The following is a 19145-nucleotide window of genomic DNA, read 5'->3' as shown; positions in this document are numbered from 1 at the left end:
CACTAATAATTCCCCCAATTTACAGTGTGTCCGTGTCCAACTACAATATGAATAAAGTTCCCAAAGTAGATTTTTAGAATCTCAATAACGTTCAAGGGAATTAAATTTGAAAGGGGCGATATAAAAACGGATCATAAAAAATAGAAATGGTTTACATTATTAGAAGAAGTTTTTTGTTCTGCTAATTAAGATGAAAAGACCGTTTAGTGATTAAAAAAAGAATTGCAATTTTTGTATGTTTTTTGGGTCTGTTCTATCTCCCTTATTTACTCCAAATGAATTCAGAAGTATATCCTACTAATCAACCTCTATATTTCTAGTAAAGGCTACCCACTTATAAGTTAATAGATTGAAAGGGTGGAAAGTTTGAAAAAAAGAAAATTATTTCCTTATAAAGTTATTTCTTCAGTAGGTCTGTCTGTTTTACTAATCTCTACAACTGTATTCGCAGAAGGAGCAAATAATGAAATTGCTTCAACAAATGAAAATAATCCGTCTCGCAATATCAGTGATTACATAAAAAAAGGATTATTATCTGAACAAAATCAGAATGGGTCTGGTGAAAACAATCATGTTGGATATAAAGACTTATATGATCCAGAGAAGCAACAAATTAAAAAGTTTCAACCAAACGAGAAAGTAAGAATAATAGTTGAAGTTGATAGTCCAGAAGATACATCATCCATGTCTGATGAAACGAAAGAGAAAGAGTATAAGGTCAAGCAAGATGAAGTCATTAAAAATCTAAATAAAACGAAAAAAAATATAGATATTAAACATCGTTTCTTTATAGGATTTAACGGATTTAGTACTGAAACAGAATATAAAAATGTGAAAGAAATGAAAACGATTGAAGGCGTAAAGAATATTCATATTGCTAATGTTTTCCAACCTTCAATGGCGGCGAGCAAGGAATTAGTACAAGCCCAAAAAGTTTGGGAATCGTACGGATACCAAGGAGAAGGACTTGTAGTTGGAGTAATCGACTCAGGTATTGACTGGACACATAAGGATATGACGATTACTGATAAAGGGAAGCAACAAGAAAAGTTGACAAAAGATAAGATTCAAGCAAAATTTGCAGAAACAAATGTAAACGAAACTTGGTATAGTGACAAAGTTCCGACAGGATATGATTGGGCGGATGATGACACAGATGTTATTCCTGGATCATACGGAAGCGCACACGGTACTCACGTTTCAGGTACAATAGGTGCAAATGGTGATGAAACGAGTGATGGTGTGAAAGGTATAGCACCTGGTGTTCAATTGTTAGCTGAAAAAGTATTTTCAGATAATGGTGGCGGAGCATACGAGGATGACTTGATAGCAGGAATTCAACACGCAGTAACGATGGATGCAGATGTTATTAATATAAGTTTAGGTAGTGATTCTGGATGGGTTGGTGAAGAAGATGATCCAGTACAAAAAGCGATACGCCGAGCAACTGAACGAGGGACATTGGTTGTCGTTGCAGGTGGAAATGCAGCTTATAGTACGAAAAATAATCTACTAGATAGGTCATTAAAACCATATGCAGAGAATCCAGATATTGGAACAGTGGGGTCACCTGGTGTCAGTCCATTTGCATTATCTGTCTCATCTTTTGAAAATTCAAAAGTTCATATGGACGCTTTGAAATCAACAACTGGAGATATTTTTCCTTATAAAAATCAAGCTGGTAATAGTCTGACTGACGTTTTAGAAAAAGGGAAAAATTATGAATTTGTTTATGTAGGTGAAGGACGGTCTATTGATTACAATGGAAAAGATGTAAATGGAAAAATAGTTGTAACGAAACCGATTCCTCCTTACGGCTATGTAGGGAATGTTGAATTTCAACAACAGGCATCGAGAAGGGGAGCGGTTGCACTGATCCAAGTACCAGGTTCAAGCTTACCCGATTTTGCTGATATTGATTTTTCACCATACTTCTTGACGTCAGTTACTACTTCTAAAGCTGTAGGTAATGCATTAATCTCCAAACTATCTAGTGGACAAAAAGTAAGTATGCAAATATCAAGTGGCACTTATGTTGATAATGAATTTAAAAATAATATGTCCTACTTCTCTTCATACGGTGCGCCTTATACTTTAGATTTCAAGCCAGAAATTACTGCACCAGGTGGAAATATTTATTCGACAGTAACTGGGAACAAATATGATGTTTATAGTGGTACATCAATGGCAACACCTCATGTAGCTGGTGGAGCAGCACTTTTATTACAGTCTTTATATAAAAAAGGACTAAAACATTCAGAGGAAACTGTATTAAAATCAAAAATTGCCTTAATGAATACTTCAACTGTTTTAATGGACCCTAATACGAATAATGCAATCCCTTATTCTCCACGTATTCAAGGTTCAGGTTTAATGCAAATTCAAAATGCAATTAATACTCCTGCAATCATTACAAGGAAAAAAACACCACTCGAGCAAGCTGGTGCAGTAGCGCTTAAAGAAATAAATAATAAAAATGTGAACTTTAGTTTAAATTTAGAATCACTTCTAGGAGCAAATAAAGATAATAAAAAGAGTAGTGTAAATGACATAGAATATACAGTTTATGTTGATCTTTTAACTGATGAAACTGAGAACAAAACGTTTGATTATAACAATGATGGAAAAGTAGATGAATCACACGAATACTTAGCATTAAAGAGTAAACGCGTAACCGGAGCAAATATCAAAGTTAACAATCAAGTCGTAACGGATACGAAAGGTACTGTTGTAACTGTAAAGCCAGGAGAATACGCTTCGATTGACGTTAAAATAGACCTGCCATATAACATTAAAGAAGAAGAATTTTTAGAAGGATTTGTTCGTCTTGTACCATCTGGGGTGAATAAAGATAAAGCAGTCCCTCTAACGATGCCTTATATGGGCTTTTTAGGTGACTGGACAAAGCCAAAAAATATAGATCCTGCACCATGGAACGACGGGGTTTATTTAGGATATACTGTCCTTTGGGATGATGTGTCAGAGGGTCCACTAGGATTTGATGGAAATACAGGTGGCTTTAATGTGAATCATATGACTATTTCACCAAACACGTTTGCACCAGGTGTGTTCCCATCGTTTCAAGTATTTCGAAATTTAAAAGAAACTGAGATGTACATTGAAGACGAATCAGGTCGTAAAGTTAAATGGTTAGGGAACTTTAGTGAATTTACAGCTGATGGTTCTCCATATAAATTCACAAAAAATAGCATGTTTAGCGGTGATTTCTACTATAAGTTTGATGAATTCACTGCACCACAATATACATGGAATGAGACAAACGAGAAGGGTGAGCTTGTTCCGGATGGATATTACAATTATGTCATTAAAACTGTATTGGATTATAAAAATGCGAAGCCCCAATATGTAAAGCTTCCGGTTAAGGTGGATTCGACTGCAGTAAAAATTTCAAATATTCAAGTGCAACCAAAAAATGGAAAATATGAAATCTCATTTAATGCAGTTGACACACTAAATAGTAGCGGATACAAAGGTGCCATCGTGTTTGTAAATGGTGAGTATTATGAAACGAAGGTAGGAGAATCATCGATCACTGTCTCATCTGAGCCGAAAAGTGTCGTTGTATTAGGTTATGATTATGCATACAATCAAAGTTACGGAGTTTGGGGTGACCCATCATATATTGATTACGGCATGGTTCTTAGTTGGTTTTACGTATCTGGATATAATGTAAATGAAAATAATCCAGCTCAAATTACAGGTTATGCAAATAATCGCGTAGATTGGAAGATTATTATTAAAGATTCAAATGGAAACATAATTGAAACGAAAGATGTTATGAATGAACATACTTTACGTATGAAATGGACACCTGAATCAAATGTTCCAGATGGTACGTATACTATTTCTGCAGATGTAATTACAAAGGATGGGTTCAAAGTAACAACATCATCCAAAATAATTACGGTAAAACGCTAATTTTTTATACAAGTCAGCTTTCAATGAGCTTGACTTGTATTTTTTTGGGTTACATACATTGTATATATTTCTCCAAGTTATAGAATATATCCAGTTTAGAATTTTGAATTACAAGTGACCGATGTTAAGTAAAATAAAACTATCAAACATATAAAATGTGTGAATATAAAAATAAATATTTTAATATAGAACCAAGTATGGACATGTAAATGGGGATGAAGTTTTAAAAGAACTTGATCGTTTATGAAGGTCTTAAAGGGGATTTTTATTTTAAAGATAAAAAAACAGTTAATATAGCTTATTTCTTTCAGTCTGTACTTCAAGTTCGCCATTAAGTACAATAAATCAAAATGGTCTTATGATATAAAGACAATTGAACAATTTGAATTATCTAGAGATAAAATGAATTTTAATAAAAATCATGCCATCATTATCTATAACCGTATAAATACATATAAACAAGATTACTCGTTATTTACAGTTCAAACAAGTCGATATATAACTTTATATAATTACACAAATTCTGGTATTACTGAAATTATAAGGTATATGCAGGATGTTCATAGTAAGTTCTTAGAAGTTGGTTTTATTCCTAATGAAGAACTAGAAAGGTTGAATTCAAAAATTAATGCATTTAAATCTTTCTACGAGAGTATTCCAAGAAAAGTAAGACCTGAATGAGTTGATTTAGTAAAGTGCTAATCTGTAGATATTTGTACTTAAATTTTATTTAAGCTATAATAATTTAAACCATTTTCTTTACTTGATATACCTTTAGTGAACACCCTTATTCGATATGAATAGGGGTTTTTTGTTTCAAAAAGAAATTGAGAAGCAATTAGTAATGGTACTGATTTAAAATACGGAACACAATCTTAATAGCATAAGATGTATTATTATGTTTAATGAATTAGTAAGAACGTTAACGTTAGAATAAAAAATGGAATACTCTCTGCATACCATACATATATTGAATCTTGTGGGTTTTCTTTGTGCCAATACGTGTTTCGGTTGTTTACTGACATAGACTCTGAGTGGTCGAAACAAAAACGATTGATGAAGCAAAGAAATTTAACTGTGGCTTACGTAGGCAATAGAAACTTTCTCAAAAGCCATTTGGCTAACAGAAAAATGAGGATCATATAAGATTTCTAATATGCAGTTCCTACATACTTAAATAAAAAAAGACAGACCTTTTAAAAAAAGATCTGTCTTTCCTTTTATATGATTATGCTTTTTGAACGTTAGTCGCTTGAGGTCCACGTTGACCTGCCTCTACATTAAATGTAACCGCTTGACCTTCATCTAATGATTTAAAACCATCAGTTTGAATAGCTGAGAAATGTACGAATACATCATCTCCATTTTCACGCTCGATAAATCCAAAACCTTTTTCTGCATTAAACCATTTTACTTTACCATGTTCCATTTTTGTTGCCTCCTAGCGTGTGTTACACACAATGTAATACCTAATTCTACCAGTAATGGTGAATATAATCAAATTACCTAAAATATTTAGATTTAAACTAAATTAAGACTCAATCATTTTACCTGGTTTAATCTTTTTCTTAATATTCCATTTTGTAATGCCGATATAATAATTGGGTTATTTTGGAATATATTTTTAATAATACAAACTATGTAACGGGGGAGATCGATTGAAGAAGTTTAGGAATCTTTTTTTATCAATGTTGATAGTATTATTCTTAGTTCAAGGTTATACAAACAATGCATCCGCTGCAACTGTAAAACCATCTATCAAACTAACACAATCAAAATTAAGCATCTATGTAGGTCAGAGTAAACAACTAACATATAAGGCGCAAAACATTAAGAACACTCCTGTAGTATGGTCAACAAGTAATAGCGGAGTAATGTCAGTGAAAAATGGCAAAGTAACAGCATTAAAGCCAGGTAAAGCTAACATAACTGTTTCAGTTCCGAAACTAAAGATCAAAAGCGTAGCAACAGTTTCAGTATCTAAAAAGAAACTTTCTGCTAAAGAAGCCTTTGATAAAGTAAATAAAAGTGTAGTATACATAGAATCATATAACCAATATAATCAATTGGTTGGAACTGGTAGCGGGTTTATTGTTTCCAAAGACGGAAAAATCGTTACTAACCATCACGTAGTTTCAGATGTATCTTTAGTATCGAATGTTAAGATTAAACTCTCAAATGGAATAACTTACGAGACTAATAGGGTTAAGGGTTTTAACGCGGATAAAGATATTGTTATTTTAAAGATTGATGGCCCTACAAACTTACCTGTTGTAACTCTTGCCGATTCAAGTAAAGTTCAAACAGGTGAAAAAGTTTATGCCCTTGGGTCACCTAGAGGAGTTCAAAATACGATTACTGAAGGTATTGTTAGCAATAAAAATGTAACAATTGGAAAGAATCAATTTATCCAAACAAGTGCGCCGATTACGCCAGGAAATTCAGGAGGTGTACTCGTGAATGTATATGGAGAAGTAATTGGAGTAAATGACTTAACACGAGTAGATGCACAAAACATGAATTACGCTATTCCAATTAATGTGTATAAGCAAATTCCAGCAAACTCAAACTATGATTTATTTGAAATAAATAAGGCTTATTATGTTACAGCACATGGTAAGGGATCAGTTGAAGAAGAAGAAAGTAATAATACGGTTGATGATGCAGATTATATTCCATACTCAGATGCAATGCTATATGGAACCTTTTCAAGTAATAAAGATATGGATTTCTATTACTTTTTAATTACAGATAATGAAAATGTATCTATTATAGCTTCTACGACTGATGCTACATATAGTGAGGACCTAACGTTTGCTTTATATGACGTTGATGGTGAATTCATTGATGTCTGTACTGCAGAATGGGATCCAGAACGTCAAAGGTACTACTGCTATTTATCAAATGATTTAACACCAGGATTTTATCATATTGGAGTGTATGTAGACCCTCAAGCTAAATATAATAACGCAGGTCAAGAATATTCAGTTTCAGTATGGATTGGAGAACAATAATTAATAGTTTGTAGTAAAGGTCTTCCAAATTGGAGGCCCTTTACTTGTTAAAATATTAAAAACCAATCCAAAGAAGTTTATTAATAAATGACTAACGTGAAAAGGGGGTTTCGTAGACCAAGTAATGTATGGACTTTTAGCTAATAAATGGAATGATATTTTAGTAAATAGAAATTTAGCCAAAGAACAATCTTGAAACAAATAAAAAAAGCTTGGAGATTCCCAAGCTTTTTTTGTGAAGTGAACCTGTTTTTACTTTCTCTTTTTAACTACCATACGTAAGCCATTCTTCGGGCGAAGGGTAATGAGAGGTTCTGCTTCGACTTTATGATGATCTGAGACAAGTTCAAACGAATAGTTTTTTACCAATGTTGCGAGAACTAGTGTTGCCTCCATGATGGCAAAATGATTCCCTATACAAACGCGTGGGCCTCCACCAAATGGGAAATAAACAAATTCAGGAACACCTTGCACTTTGCCATTCTGAAAACGTTCTGGGATAAATTCATCTGCATTTGAAAAATACTTTTCAGAGCGATGCATGATATAGGAACTCATCATGACTGTTTCACCTTTATTTATTTTATAATGTCCGATTGTTACGTCATTCATTGCTTTTCTACTGATCACCCAAGCGGGAGGGTAGAGGCGCATGCTTTCCCAAATTATTTGCTGCGTATAGATTAAGTCTTTCATAGAATCATAATTTGCTCGTTTTTTACCAAGTACACGATCAACTTCTTCGTATAAGGGTTTAGCTTTATCTGGGTATTGTGAAATTAAATATAGGCACCATGACAATGCATTTGCTGTTGTTTCGTGACCAGCAAGAAAAATAGTCATTGCTTCATCCCTTAATTGTTGATTAGACATTCCTTCATTTGATTCTTCATCTCTAGCACGCATTAAAACTTCTAATAAGTCATTTTGTGTGTCTAAGTTACTTCGCTTTTCGATGATTTCATATAATACATCATCTATTTTCTTAATCGCTTCTGTTAGTGACTTATTTTGTGGTGTTTTCAAAGCTAAGGGGGATTTTAAGACAGAGCGGATTCGCTTTGTTGCTATATTCATAATCACATCTAAGTGCTTACCGACTTTTTCATGCCCCTGTTTCATATCCATGCTAAACATTGTTTTTGGCAATAATAGCTAAAGTGAGTTCCATCATATCTCTGCTAGTGAGCCGTTCTTCTTCGTCATCCCAAGAAGTGATAAATTCTTCCGTAATCATCGTCATTTTCTCAGCATATGTTTGTACATGCTGCTTTGTAAATGAAGGCTGTATTAATCTACGCTGTTTCAAATGAAAATCATCTTCACTAGTTAATAATCCTTCCCCGAGTAAGGTTTTCATTTCTTGAAATGGTTTAGATTTATGAAAAGAATTTTGTTTAGAAACTAGTACTTCCTTAATGAGGTCTGGCTCTAATAGTAAATGGATTTTACGATGAGCAAATCGAAAAGAGACAATCGTTTCATATTGTTGATAAAGATCACTTAAAAATAGAAGAGGATCTTTTCGAAACTCATTTAAATGACCTAAAGGTGAAAAAGAAGCCAGTCCTTTTATTTCAAGCATATCGTTTCACTCCAATCAGGAAAGTTTTTCACAGATATTCCTATTATATTAACGATATACAATAACTCATGCTATCCATCAGTATCTTTATATCAATCATTTTATTCCAATTTGAAAAACCCCTAAAAGTAGTTGTTTAGGGGAGTTTAATTTTAGAAAATAAATTGTTTTTTACCGATTATTAAAATATACCGATAATGCCTCTTTCAGATGTTCGAAGTCACCATTTGTTTGAATCATAAAATGGTCTCCTCTTAGGGCAGAGGAAAAATCATGAATCCCTTGAATTCGTAAAAAATCTTCAACATCTGAAAGCTTTTCTCCAGCAGTTTTTAATGTTTTGTGTCCGACAAATTCATCATTAACATACACTTCATATGTATCCTCATTTAATTTCACATTATTCTCTGAATCTAAATTTACACCTAAAATTGGAAATGGATAGCCGTCATTCGGATTTTCAGTACTCATTTGAATTCCTCCATATCATTTTTAGTATTACGTTTTCCTTATCAGTGTTGAATTATGCTGGTATTGAACAAAGGCAGTGTAAAAAAACTCGCCAATATTGGCGAGTTTTTTTATAAATCTATTTAAGCTGCTTGCTTGCTGATTTCTGGTACCACTTTTTGTTTTCGATCGTGCAACAAATAATAAATTACAGTAGTGACTAAAACGATTAATGCAGATAAAACGTACATTGAATGGAAAGAAGTTTTTGCAGTGACAATTCCAAGTACGAAAGAACCTAATCCAATACCGATATCAAAAAACATAAAGTAAGTGGCTGTTGCCATACCTTTTCTTGCAGGAGCTGCGGTGTTAATTGCTAATGTTTGGAAACTTGGTGCGATTGAACCGTAACCCAAACCAATTAAAACAGCTGAAAGTAAAAAGATCGAAGGGATATTAGAAAATCCTAGAACAATTAGTCCAATCGAAAATACGATGATGCCAGGATAAATTATGATATTTTCACCTTTACGGTCAAATAACTTTCCTGTAAAAGGTCGCGACATTAATACGACAACCGCATATACGATAAAGAAAAAGCTAGCGATTTCTACAAACCCTAATTCATTCGCATAAAGAGTAATAAATGACATGATACTACTATAACCAAACGAAATAAATGCTGCTGTTAATGAGATTGGTAAAGCTTTTCGTTCAATTAAGTTAGAAAATCGAATCGGAGTTTTCGCATTAATGCTTTGTTTTGGGATATTTGTCGTCATTCCAAACACAAAGGAAAGAATTCCAAATATGCCACAAACTAAAAATAATATAGAAAAACTGAAATGATTCATAAAGGTGATCCCTAGAAAAGGACCAAAAACCATCGCTAAAATCATTGCTGAGCTAAAATAACTCATTCCTTCTCCCCGACGTTTTGGAGGTATGATTTCTGCTACAATTGTACCTAAAGCAGTTGTTGCTAATCCAAATGAAATTCCTTGAATAAATCGAAGTGTAAGTAATCCGAAGAAATTATTTACGATTAAATAGAAAAATGTAGTGATTGCAAAGAAAGCTAACGAAGATATTAATATTTTTCTTCTTCCAATTGTATCAAGCCATATACCACAGAAAGGTCTGATGATAACGGCTGAAATTAAGAAAACTGTGATGACAAGGCCAACCTGACTTTGTTTTTGACCTAAATCATTTAGTACATAAATAGGCAATGTTGCTGTTAATGTATAAAAAACTAAAAATGCAAAAAAAGCGCTTAAGCTAACACTAATAAAATCCTTTGTCCATAAACGTTCATTCAATTAAAATTCCCCCAGTTGTTTCTCCTTCAGATGCTTTCATATTGTTCATCATTTTTTGAAAAACTTGATGTGCAATCTCAAGCTCTTCATCGGATATATCTTTGATCACTTCATTTTCAAACGAAATGATTTTCTCTTGCCAATCGTTAATTTGATTGATTGCTTTATCGGTAAGATGAATCATTTTTTCTCTTTTATCGCTACCTTCTTTTCGAACAATTAAATCAAGACTCTCCATTCTGCATAAAGTTCTTGTTAATGTAGGTGGCTCAATATTCAAATTCGAACAAATCGTACGTTGGGTACATGGTCCATGAAGGTTAATGTAACGAATAACAGACCATTGTGCTAAATATAATCCTGTCGGTACAAGATTTTCATTAAATGACTTTGAAAATTGGCGTGTAACTTGATTAAGTGAAAAAAAGAAAGGCTGACGATTTCGCATATTTATTCTCCTAATAAATAATATAGTTAGCTAGCTAATTAAATTAGTTGTCTAGCTAATTATATTTGAAAATGTGGATAATGTCTAGTGGGGGAAATGTTACTAATATATTAATTTTGATTTAAAAAAGTATGTGCTGGTTTCCACTCAGGATGCTCGCTTTCCGTGGGGCGTGCGGTGAGCCTCCTCGGCGCGCCTCCGGGGTCGCACCTGTCCCGCTACTCCCACAGGAGTCGAGCACCTTCCGTTCCAACCAATCATGAAACAACAGCATGCAATTAAAAAACTAGAATAAAGTAATTCATTTAGAAAATTTCAATATTACTCTAAAATAAGGATCAGTGAATTTATTTCTAAATTAATTGTTATTTTAATTTCATTAAATACTTTTAATTTTTCTATCCAAAATAAGATTTCAGTTTCTGTTTCATTTCTTCCTTATTTTCTGCAAACTGCTTATGACGATGTCCATTTCCACCTGATGTATGTGGAAACCCATGTAAAATAGAATTAAAATCAATATAGTCGTTATTTCCAAGGAAGGTTAAAACTTTGGAGACGTTCACTCCTAAAGGGATAATGAGCGGATTATTTAGACTCACTATTTCTTTCGAAAAATTATGAACGATATACTTCCTTAATAATTCAGTATTGATTATATTAGGCGTTGATCCATTATAATTTTTACCTTTATAAAAGACAGGATAAGTAATTACAGATGTTGTTTGTACTAAATTACTAGCTGTACTAAAAAGTTCACTTGTCGATGAGATACCTAAGTAGCTGTGTAATTGTAATTCATCTAACATGGCAATTAGATTTTTGCGCATTGGTCCTTCAAAGCTAGATTGTTTTTTGACCTCGTGAAGAATGACTTCATCGCTTGCGGGATTTTCTTTAAAGCTAGCCACAGTTGAATAGGCTCGCTTCATTTGATGTAAACCAGGGGTAATCCCGACAATTAAAACTTTTGCTTTTTCATTTATGTACTCAAAAGGAGCGTAATAGATTTCTAAATGTTTCTTTTCATCTTGATCGAGTAAAAACTGTTCATTCTTAAAGGAATAGACTTCAAGTGGAGTTGGTAAATTTAAAATATGTTTCTTATATGTATCAAATAAAGAATAGGGTGCGATTGTCAAAGAAAATTCCTCCATTATGTTTATCATTTTCATTCATATTATTTTATTCTTTATACTACTATTGACTAGGGTTGGCAAATCAATCTTGTTATAATTAACATGGCAAAACTTTTTTTAGTAGGTAAGGGACTTATGATTTAATGTAATATATAATTATAGATAACTGAAAATTAAGAAAATAAATAAGCTACATCTTAAAAAGAGAGAATGATATGAGGGGGGTTCTAGAAATGCAAAAATACGATGCAATCGTTGTAGGCGCTGGTTTAGCAGGTTTAGTAGCAACAGCCGAAATTGCAGATGTAGGAAAGAAAGTGTTGCTATTAGATCAAGAACCGGAAGCTTCATTAGGTGGACAGGCTTGGTGGTCTTTTGGTGGTTTATTTTTAGTCGATACACCGGAACAAAGAAGACTTGGTATTAAGGATTCTAAGGAACTAGCGTGGCAAGATTGGCTTGGAACAGCTGGATTTGATCGTGAAGAAGATGAGGATTATTGGGGGAAGAAATGGGCAGAGGCATATGTCGATTTTGCGGCAGGAGAAAAAAGATCGTGGCTATATAATATGGGCGTTCGATTTTTTCCAGTCGTTGGATGGGCTGAACGTGGTGGTTATCTTGCTGAAGGTCATGGGAATTCGGTTCCACGATTTCATGTAGTTTGGGGAACAGGTCCAGGGGTGGTCGCTCCATTTGAAAAAAGAGTAAGAGAGCACATGAAAAATTGTTTAGTAGATTATCGTCCGCGACATCGAATAGATCAATTACTAACTCAAGATGGTGCAGTTGTTGGTGTGAGCGGTGCAATTCTTGAAGAAAGTAGTGCAAAACGTGGGGAAGATAGTTCACGTGTTGAGGTTGGGGAATTTACTTTTGAAGCAGAATCAGTATTAGTTTCAAGTGGTGGTATAGGTGCAAACTTTGATTTGATCCGCCAAAATTGGCCGAGTCGATTGGGGCAAGCACCTAAAAAAATGATTTCTGGTGTTCCTGCACACGTTGATGGAAGGATGCTAGCAATTACTGAAAAGGCGGGCGGACGAATCGTCAATCGAGATCGAATGTGGCATTATACGGAAGGACTAAAAAACTGGAATCCAGTATGGTCTAACCATGGCATTCGTATTCTTCCTGGACCGTCATCAATCTGGTTAGATGCGCGTGGTCAAAGATTACCAGCACCGAATTTTCCCGGCTTTGACACTCTAGGAACACTAGAAACAATTCAAAAAACGGGTTTTGATTATTCTTGGTTCATTTTAACGAAAAAAATCATTCAAAAAGAATTTGCCCTATCTGGTTCTGAACAAAATCCTGATTTAACAGGAAAAAGCATTAAACAAGTAATCGGAAGAGCAACAGCTGGAATTCCAGGTCCTGTAAAAGCCTTCATGGAAAAAGGTGAAGACTTTGTAATTGCGGATTCGCTAGAAGAGCTGGTAAAGGGAATGAATCAATTAACTGATGAAAATTACATACAATATGAAGAAATTGAGCGTCAGTTAAAAGCGCGTGATCGTGAAATTGAAAATAAATTTACAAAGGATTTGCAAATTACAGCCTTAAGAGGAGCGCGTAATTACATAGGGGATAAATTAATTCGAGTAGCGCCACCTCATAAGATTTTAGATCCAAGTAATGGACCTCTAATTGCGGTTAGGCTTAATATAGTAAGTCGTAAAACTTTAGGTGGACTTCAAACGAATCTAGACGGTAGCGTGCTTAATGATTCAGGTAATGTGATTCCTGGATTATATGCTGCAGGTGAAGTTTCAGGATTTGGTGGCGGTGGCGTACATGGTTACCGATCTATGGAAGGAACTTTTCTTGGTGGTTGTTTGTTCTCAGGAAGACAAGCTGGCCGTGCGATTGGAAGAAAATAATTTGTTATAAGTTGAAGTGGAGGCGAGCAATTCGTTCTCCACTTTTCTATGTTGAGTAATATAATGATAAGGATTAAGGATCATTGCGAAATTCAATAAGTTACAATAGTGGAAAGCGAAAGGGGGATGAATTTTGAGTACTTTTCAATATGAAGTATTTTTAGAAGTCGTTGAAACTGGGAGTTTTACGAAGGCAGGTGAAAAGTTAGGTCTAACTCAATCAGGTGTTAGTCATAACATTTTGACACTTGAAACAGAATTAGGCGTTGTACTTCTTCATCGCAACCGTAATGGCATATCTTTATCAGACGCAGGTGAAAGATTGATTCCTTATATTCGTCAAATCATTCAAACTGCAAAACGATTAGAACAAGAAGCAGCATTCATTCAAGGTATTGAAGTAGGAACCATTAAAATAGGTAGCTTCCCAAGTTTTTCGTCGAAGTTTCTTCCAGGTATCATCAAAGATTTTCAAAAAATATACACAGGTATCAAAATCGAACTGTTCGAAGGTGATTACGGAAATATAAAAAAATGGCTGACACAAGGAACAATAGATTTTGGTTTCTTACCTTTACCAATTCATGATTTTGAATCGATATCACTACAAAAAGATCGATTATTTGTATTTCTTCATAAACATCACCATTTAAGTACATTAGAAAAATTGAACATAAATTCATTACAAAGTGAATCATTTATTATGCCTAAATCAGGCTGCGAGATTTTAGTGAAGGGATTATTAAAAAAGCATAACATCGAGCCGAATATTGTATTTGAAATTGAGGATAACCAAACAATTATTTCAATGGTAGAAGAAGAAATAGGTTTGACGATCCTACCAGAGTTGGTCTTACCGAAGCATCTCTCAAACACAAAAGTGATTCCACTCGAGCAAGAAATGTATCGTGAAATTGGATTAGTGATAAAATCAATGAAGCAAGCCTCACCATCTGTTAAGAAATGTATAGAAATTGTAAAAGAAAAATGTAACAGCTTGAATTGAAAATCCAAAAATAGGATTCAATTCAAGCTGCTTTTTTATAGCATTAAAATGCCTCTAATTGTAATTGTTGCTTCACCTGCGACTTTAATCTTTACAGTATCATTCTCAGGGATAACTGTGATGTATAAAGTTCCAGGTCTGCCAATCGCATTACCTTGTGCAATCTTCAAGTTTGTTGTTTCATTTTTTGAAATCATTCCTTCTAAAAAGAGAAAGCCTGCCAGCGCACCATTTGCTGCTCCAGTTACAGGGTCCTCATTAATTCCTATACCTGGTGCGAAATCCCTCGTATACAAATCATATTCATCATTTGTATTAAAAGTATAAAGATGAGTTGTGCTGATCTGATGTTCTTTATTATGTTTTGCAAGTGAAGATAAATCTGGAGCTGCAGCATCAATATCCTCTTTATTTTTCATTGGAACAAGCAAATGCCAATTACCTGTACTTGCTAATTTAATAGGGAAGTTTTGGTCAATACTATCTTCTTTCACTCCTATTAGAGAACTAAGCGTATCAAGTTGTATCTCAAATCCTTCTGTTTTAGGCGAAACTTGTGTCATTTCAACAGTCTTTATTTTTCCGTTTTCTTTATGCCAAATAACAGGAATATGACCGACATTTGTTTCTAGAACGATACCATCTTTTTCATCTGCTAAACCCATTTCAGTTGCAAGTAACCAAGTTAACCCTACCGTAGCATGACCACAAAAGTTAATTTCCTCAGCAGGTGTAAAATATCTCACTTTATAATCAGCAGCTTCATCCGTTGAAGGTAATAAAAATACAGATTCGGGTAAATTTAATTCTTTTGCAATATTTTGCATCTCAGACTCTGAAAGTTTTTCAGCGTCTAAAATCACCCCAGCAGTATTCCCACCAAACTTCTCTGATGTAAAAGCATCCACATGATAAACACGAATTTCCTTCATTTGAATATCCCCTTTCAAAATCTTTTGATAGTTCTATCATATGACTCGAGGTACTATTAGTAAAATGAATCTTTCTTATGTATTGGATTAGAAAAACTGATTTATACAGGGAAAGGGGTAGTTTATTACATAGCACTCTTTTCTTATTTATGTTAATAGTTTGATTAACAAGGAGAAATAAATTGACATGAAGAATTGAAATAGAGGATGTTTTTATTTCTTTAAGATAGAAAGGATGTTATATGATGACTAAAATCATTAAAGGGTTCATAGTCTTATTTCAAATGGTTTCATTATCTGCTTGTTCAATAAATCAAAATAAAGAAAGTTTCAGGATATTCGATGAAACTAGAAGTAATGTAGTTACAAAAGTAATTAACAATGAGGGTGAGTTTAATAGATTAAAAAAATTATTGAATGAACCCAGTCTACCTAATGTTATATGGCCTGATCGTGATGCGGACTATATTATAAAGCACGAAAAAGAGGGCCAGTCGGAATTAATAAATAATTACAAAGTGTGGCTTGAGGACAGTCAGGTAATTCTAGTAGATATTCTTAATCATAAGTATCGCAAATTTGAAGATGTAGATGCACAGAAACTTAAAGAAATATTAAAAATAGATAACCTATAAAATTTCTTATTAAGCTAAGTCATTTATTTTTGAAGCTATTAAATAAGATATATATTTAATTTAATATAAAAATAACACGCGGGTAAATGACTTTGCTTTAAGTTTATCAATAGTTAAAAAAGGAGGAGATTAATATGTTAGTAGTGACCACAGAAAAAATTGAAGGCTATAAAGTTGTTGAAGTAAAAGGGCCTGCCTTTGGTCTAATTGTTAGAAGTAGAGGTCTCGGTGGGGATATTATGGCAGGGCTAAAATCGCTAGTAGGAGGAGAAATCAAACAATATACTGCTATGCTAGAAGACTCGAGAAAGGAAGCCTTGGATCGTATGATTAAAAATGCGAATGAAATGGGCGCAAATGCAATTATCATGATGCGATATGACTCTGGAGAAATTGGTACAAACATGAGTGAAATTGTAGCATATGGAACAGCTGTCGTTGTGGAGAAAGTATAATGGAATTGGTCATAGGTTATTATGTCTTACAAGTTTTCATCATTGTCATTTGCATATTGCTTGGATATTTTATCTATGACAAACGGTTTAAACATAATCATGGGTCAAAAATCCCTGATGGTTTTCAATCGACAGAAGAAATAAATGTTGACCCTGTTTCAGGTGAGAAAACAAGGGTATATTATAATCCTGATACAGGCGAACGTTTTTATAAAAAAGTGAAATAATCGCAGTTACATGGAAATTAAAATATTGTAGAACAACATTTGACTGCTTTGGCAGTCTTTTTTGTTTGCAAATTAGTATATTAATTTAATCTCAGATGGAAAATTATGTTATATTTGATACGTGATAAATTTAGAAAGTGTATTGTAAAAATGAGCTTTCTAAAATTTCCTAGTTCAAATTATGAGTTAATGATGTGATAGTAGCCTGTGGCTACTTATTTTTATTAATTTTTGGAAAAGATAGTTGAATAAGTAAATATTAAGTTCCATAATACGCTTTTTACAAAAGACCATTTTGATATAAAAAAGTAAAAATATATAATAAAAAATTTGAAAAGAGGATCATGCATGAAGGAGTTTCTACTATTATTAAAAAAAGGGAATAAATCTGCTTTATTAGCAGCTATTGTTAATACAATAATAGCTATTTTAAAAGGAATTGGATTTGCAATGACAGGTAGTGTTGCTTTATTTGCTGAGATGATGCATAGTGCTGCGGATACTGCCAATCAGCTTTTTGTATTTACTGGTTCTGCTTTAAGTAAAAAGTCACCAACGGATCGGTTTCCAAATGGATTTGGTAGACTTGTTAATTTAGTTTTGCTGGGTGCTGTCTTAATTGTAGGGATTATGGCGTATGAAACAATCGTTGAAGGGATTCATCATATTATTAAACCTACTCACCCGTCAGGGTTTATTATAAGTCTACTTATTTTAGGAATTTCCGTTTTGCTTGAATCATTTGTACTTTATAAAGCAATGAAGGAAATCAGTCATGAACTGGGAATAAATTCAAGTGGTTTTGGAGTTGTAACACAAGCAATTTCTAATTTGGGAAAAGCAAAACCGGCTACAAGATTAGTTTTCTTAGAGGATGCAGTTGCTACTCTTGGGGGATTATTAGCCATGACAGCAGTAATTGTTGCGCATTATTCACCATTACATGAAGCTGAAGGAATTGCTTCTGTCATCATAGGTATGTTGATGTTCATTGTTGTTGGAAAAGTTTTTCTTGATAATGCTGCCGGAGTCATTGGTGAAGCTGACGAAGAAATGGAAGTCAAAATTGGTGAGATGATAATGCAAGATCCTGATGTAAAGGATATTCAGGCTCTTACAGTTGTAAAAGAAGGCGAAGATTTACATGTTGAATTGGAAATAGAACTTGATCCTAATTTAACAGTTGCTGAGGCTGATGATATAAAAGATCGATTAGAAGAGAAAATTATGAATGAAAAAGGCGTAACGGATGTAATCATCGAATTGGATGAGGATGATGGAATTCAGAATTGGTCTGAAGAAAAAAATGAGCCAGAGTTAGTTGAAAAAAAGTAGACTTTGTGAGATTTCCCAAACAGCGATTGATCTAGCTAGAGATAATGGGCTTGATATTAATACTTTTCATGGTTCAGTAACTGATATGCCTTTTGAAGACAAGCTTTATGATGGGATATTTTGTTAAGCAATAATTTACTTATTGAATAAAAGTGAGAGAGAAAAGTTTATTAAAGATTGCTATAATCAGTTAAAGCCAGGCGGATATATGATTTTAACGACAATTTCAAAAGATGCCCCAATGTTTGGAAAGGGCAAGAAACTAGATGAAGACTATTTTGAGATCATGGAAGGGGTCAAAATGTATTTTTATGATGCTGACTCGATTAAAAAAGAATTTGGAAATTATGGACTAATAGAGTCTTCGGAAATTGTAGAGCCTCATAAGAATATGGAAAATAAACCTCCTTTTACATTTATGATGTTAAAATGTCAAAAGTAATGAAATAGTGTAAAAGAAAAAACCACACAAAGTGGTTTTTTAATCGCGCATTGCTCCTGCCTCTCGAGAAGTCATTGCTCCTTGTCCATGGCTAACGTCATTCTGAATTTCTTGTTTTACTTTTTGAGGATCAGTTCCAGCAACATTTGGTGTCGTATTAGAACTCAAATTTGCTTTACCTTTTTGATTCTGTGGCATAAAAGCCCTCCCTAATTTTATTAAGTACAATCATATTATTTACAAAATGACTTGGTATATCCCAAGGAACGAGCAAAAATAGTAATAGCTAAAATAATTTTTTAAAATTGGCAAAGAAATTAAGTTTAC

At 33.6% G+C, this 19145-nt stretch carries 18 protein-coding genes and 1 pseudogene; 10 read left to right on the top strand and 9 right to left on the bottom strand.

The window, feature by feature from the left end:
* Positions 1-366 precede the first annotated feature (366 nt).
* Both ABID96_RS15200 and ABID96_RS15195 read left to right on the top strand, forming a co-directional pair.
* On the top strand, positions 367-3939 hold the full coding sequence (locus ABID96_RS15200; protein WP_192602757.1) for a S8 family serine peptidase: 3573 nt from the start codon (positions 367-369) through the stop codon (positions 3937-3939).
* 402 nt (positions 3940-4341) lie between these two features.
* Positions 4342-4620 (top strand): hypothetical protein, encoded by a 279-nt coding sequence (locus ABID96_RS15195; RefSeq protein ID WP_192602756.1) that lies wholly within the window; start codon positions 4342-4344, stop codon positions 4618-4620.
* Positions 4621-5167: 547 nt separating this feature from the next.
* On the opposite strand, the gene ABID96_RS15190 is transcribed toward ABID96_RS15195, so the two are convergent.
* On the bottom strand, positions 5168-5368 hold the full coding sequence (locus tag ABID96_RS15190) for a cold-shock protein (protein WP_192602755.1): 201 nt from the start codon (positions 5366-5368) through the stop codon (positions 5168-5170).
* A gap of 229 nt (positions 5369-5597) precedes the next feature.
* Here ABID96_RS15190 and ABID96_RS15185 point away from each other — a divergent pair, with 229 nt between their 5' ends.
* A complete protein-coding gene (locus ABID96_RS15185; RefSeq protein WP_192602754.1) occupies positions 5598-6953 on the top strand; it encodes a trypsin-like peptidase domain-containing protein in 1356 nt (451 codons plus the stop codon).
* A gap of 252 nt (positions 6954-7205) precedes the next feature.
* Here ABID96_RS15185 and ABID96_RS15180 read toward each other — a convergent pair whose 3' ends face one another.
* The 6 genes from ABID96_RS15180 to ABID96_RS15155 form a co-directional block, all read right to left on the bottom strand.
* Entirely contained in the window at positions 7206-8081 is an 876-nt protein-coding gene (locus tag ABID96_RS15180) for a cytochrome P450 (RefSeq protein WP_377896930.1), read from the bottom strand.
* Between the two features lies 1 nt (position 8082).
* Positions 8083-8538: a cytochrome P450 gene (locus ABID96_RS15175; RefSeq protein ID WP_377896929.1), complete on the bottom strand. Its 456-nt coding sequence runs from the start codon at positions 8536-8538 to the stop codon at positions 8083-8085.
* A gap of 171 nt (positions 8539-8709) precedes the next feature.
* Entirely contained in the window at positions 8710-9009 is a 300-nt protein-coding gene (locus ABID96_RS15170; protein ID WP_192602752.1) for a hypothetical protein, read from the bottom strand.
* 122 nt (positions 9010-9131) lie between these two features.
* A complete protein-coding gene (locus ABID96_RS15165; protein ID WP_192602751.1) occupies positions 9132-10313 on the bottom strand; it encodes an MFS transporter in 1182 nt (393 codons plus the stop codon).
* Positions 10306-10761: a MarR family winged helix-turn-helix transcriptional regulator gene (locus ABID96_RS15160; RefSeq protein ID WP_192602750.1), complete on the bottom strand. Its 456-nt coding sequence runs from the start codon at positions 10759-10761 to the stop codon at positions 10306-10308. Before ABID96_RS15160 ends, ABID96_RS15165 begins: the two co-directional genes overlap by 8 nt.
* A gap of 398 nt (positions 10762-11159) precedes the next feature.
* On the bottom strand, positions 11160-11903 hold the full coding sequence (locus ABID96_RS15155) for a hypothetical protein (protein ID WP_192602749.1): 744 nt from the start codon (positions 11901-11903) through the stop codon (positions 11160-11162).
* A 230-nt stretch (positions 11904-12133) separates the two neighbouring features.
* On the opposite strand from ABID96_RS15155, the gene ABID96_RS15150 reads away from it, so the two are divergent.
* Both ABID96_RS15150 and ABID96_RS15145 read left to right on the top strand, forming a co-directional pair.
* Complete coding sequence (locus ABID96_RS15150) at positions 12134-13786, top strand: FAD-binding dehydrogenase (protein ID WP_192602748.1); 1653 nt, start codon at positions 12134-12136, stop codon at positions 13784-13786.
* Between the two features lie 133 nt (positions 13787-13919).
* Positions 13920-14792, top strand: coding sequence for a LysR family transcriptional regulator (locus ABID96_RS15145; RefSeq protein ID WP_192602747.1), 873 nt, complete (start codon positions 13920-13922; stop codon positions 14790-14792).
* 35 nt (positions 14793-14827) lie between these two features.
* On the opposite strand, the gene ABID96_RS15140 is transcribed toward ABID96_RS15145, so the two are convergent.
* Entirely contained in the window at positions 14828-15724 is an 897-nt protein-coding gene (locus ABID96_RS15140) for a PhzF family phenazine biosynthesis protein (RefSeq protein WP_192602746.1), read from the bottom strand.
* A 245-nt stretch (positions 15725-15969) separates the two neighbouring features.
* Here ABID96_RS15140 and ABID96_RS15135 point away from each other — a divergent pair, with 245 nt between their 5' ends.
* From ABID96_RS15135 to ABID96_RS15115, 5 genes and pseudogenes are all read left to right on the top strand, one after another.
* Entirely contained in the window at positions 15970-16359 is a 390-nt protein-coding gene (locus tag ABID96_RS15135) for a hypothetical protein (protein WP_192602745.1), read from the top strand.
* Positions 16360-16493: 134 nt separating this feature from the next.
* On the top strand, positions 16494-16814 hold the full coding sequence (locus ABID96_RS15130) for a YbjQ family protein (protein ID WP_192602744.1): 321 nt from the start codon (positions 16494-16496) through the stop codon (positions 16812-16814).
* Positions 16814-17041, top strand: a complete 228-nt coding sequence (locus tag ABID96_RS15125) for a hypothetical protein (RefSeq protein ID WP_192602743.1) — start codon at positions 16814-16816, stop codon at positions 17039-17041. Before ABID96_RS15130 ends, ABID96_RS15125 begins: the two co-directional genes overlap by 1 nt.
* Before the next feature lie 348 nt (positions 17042-17389).
* Entirely contained in the window at positions 17390-18376 is a 987-nt protein-coding gene (locus tag ABID96_RS15120; protein ID WP_192602742.1) for a cation diffusion facilitator family transporter, read from the top strand.
* A 7-nt stretch (positions 18377-18383) separates the two neighbouring features.
* A pseudogene (locus ABID96_RS15115) lies at positions 18384-18818 on the top strand (class I SAM-dependent methyltransferase); the annotation flags it as partial.
* Between the two features lie 39 nt (positions 18819-18857).
* Here ABID96_RS15115 and ABID96_RS15110 read toward each other — a convergent pair.
* Positions 18858-19016, bottom strand: coding sequence for a hypothetical protein (locus tag ABID96_RS15110; RefSeq protein ID WP_192602741.1), 159 nt, complete (start codon positions 19014-19016; stop codon positions 18858-18860).
* Positions 19017-19145: the final 129 nt, after the last annotated feature.

It is taken from the genome of Gottfriedia sp. OAE603 (assembly GCF_040543965.1).
Classification (GTDB): Bacteria; Bacillota; Bacilli; order Bacillales; family Bacillaceae_G; genus Gottfriedia; species Gottfriedia solisilvae.
The sequence above is the reverse complement of the archived record's forward strand: the minus strand, read 5'-3'. Positions and strand labels throughout refer to the sequence as shown.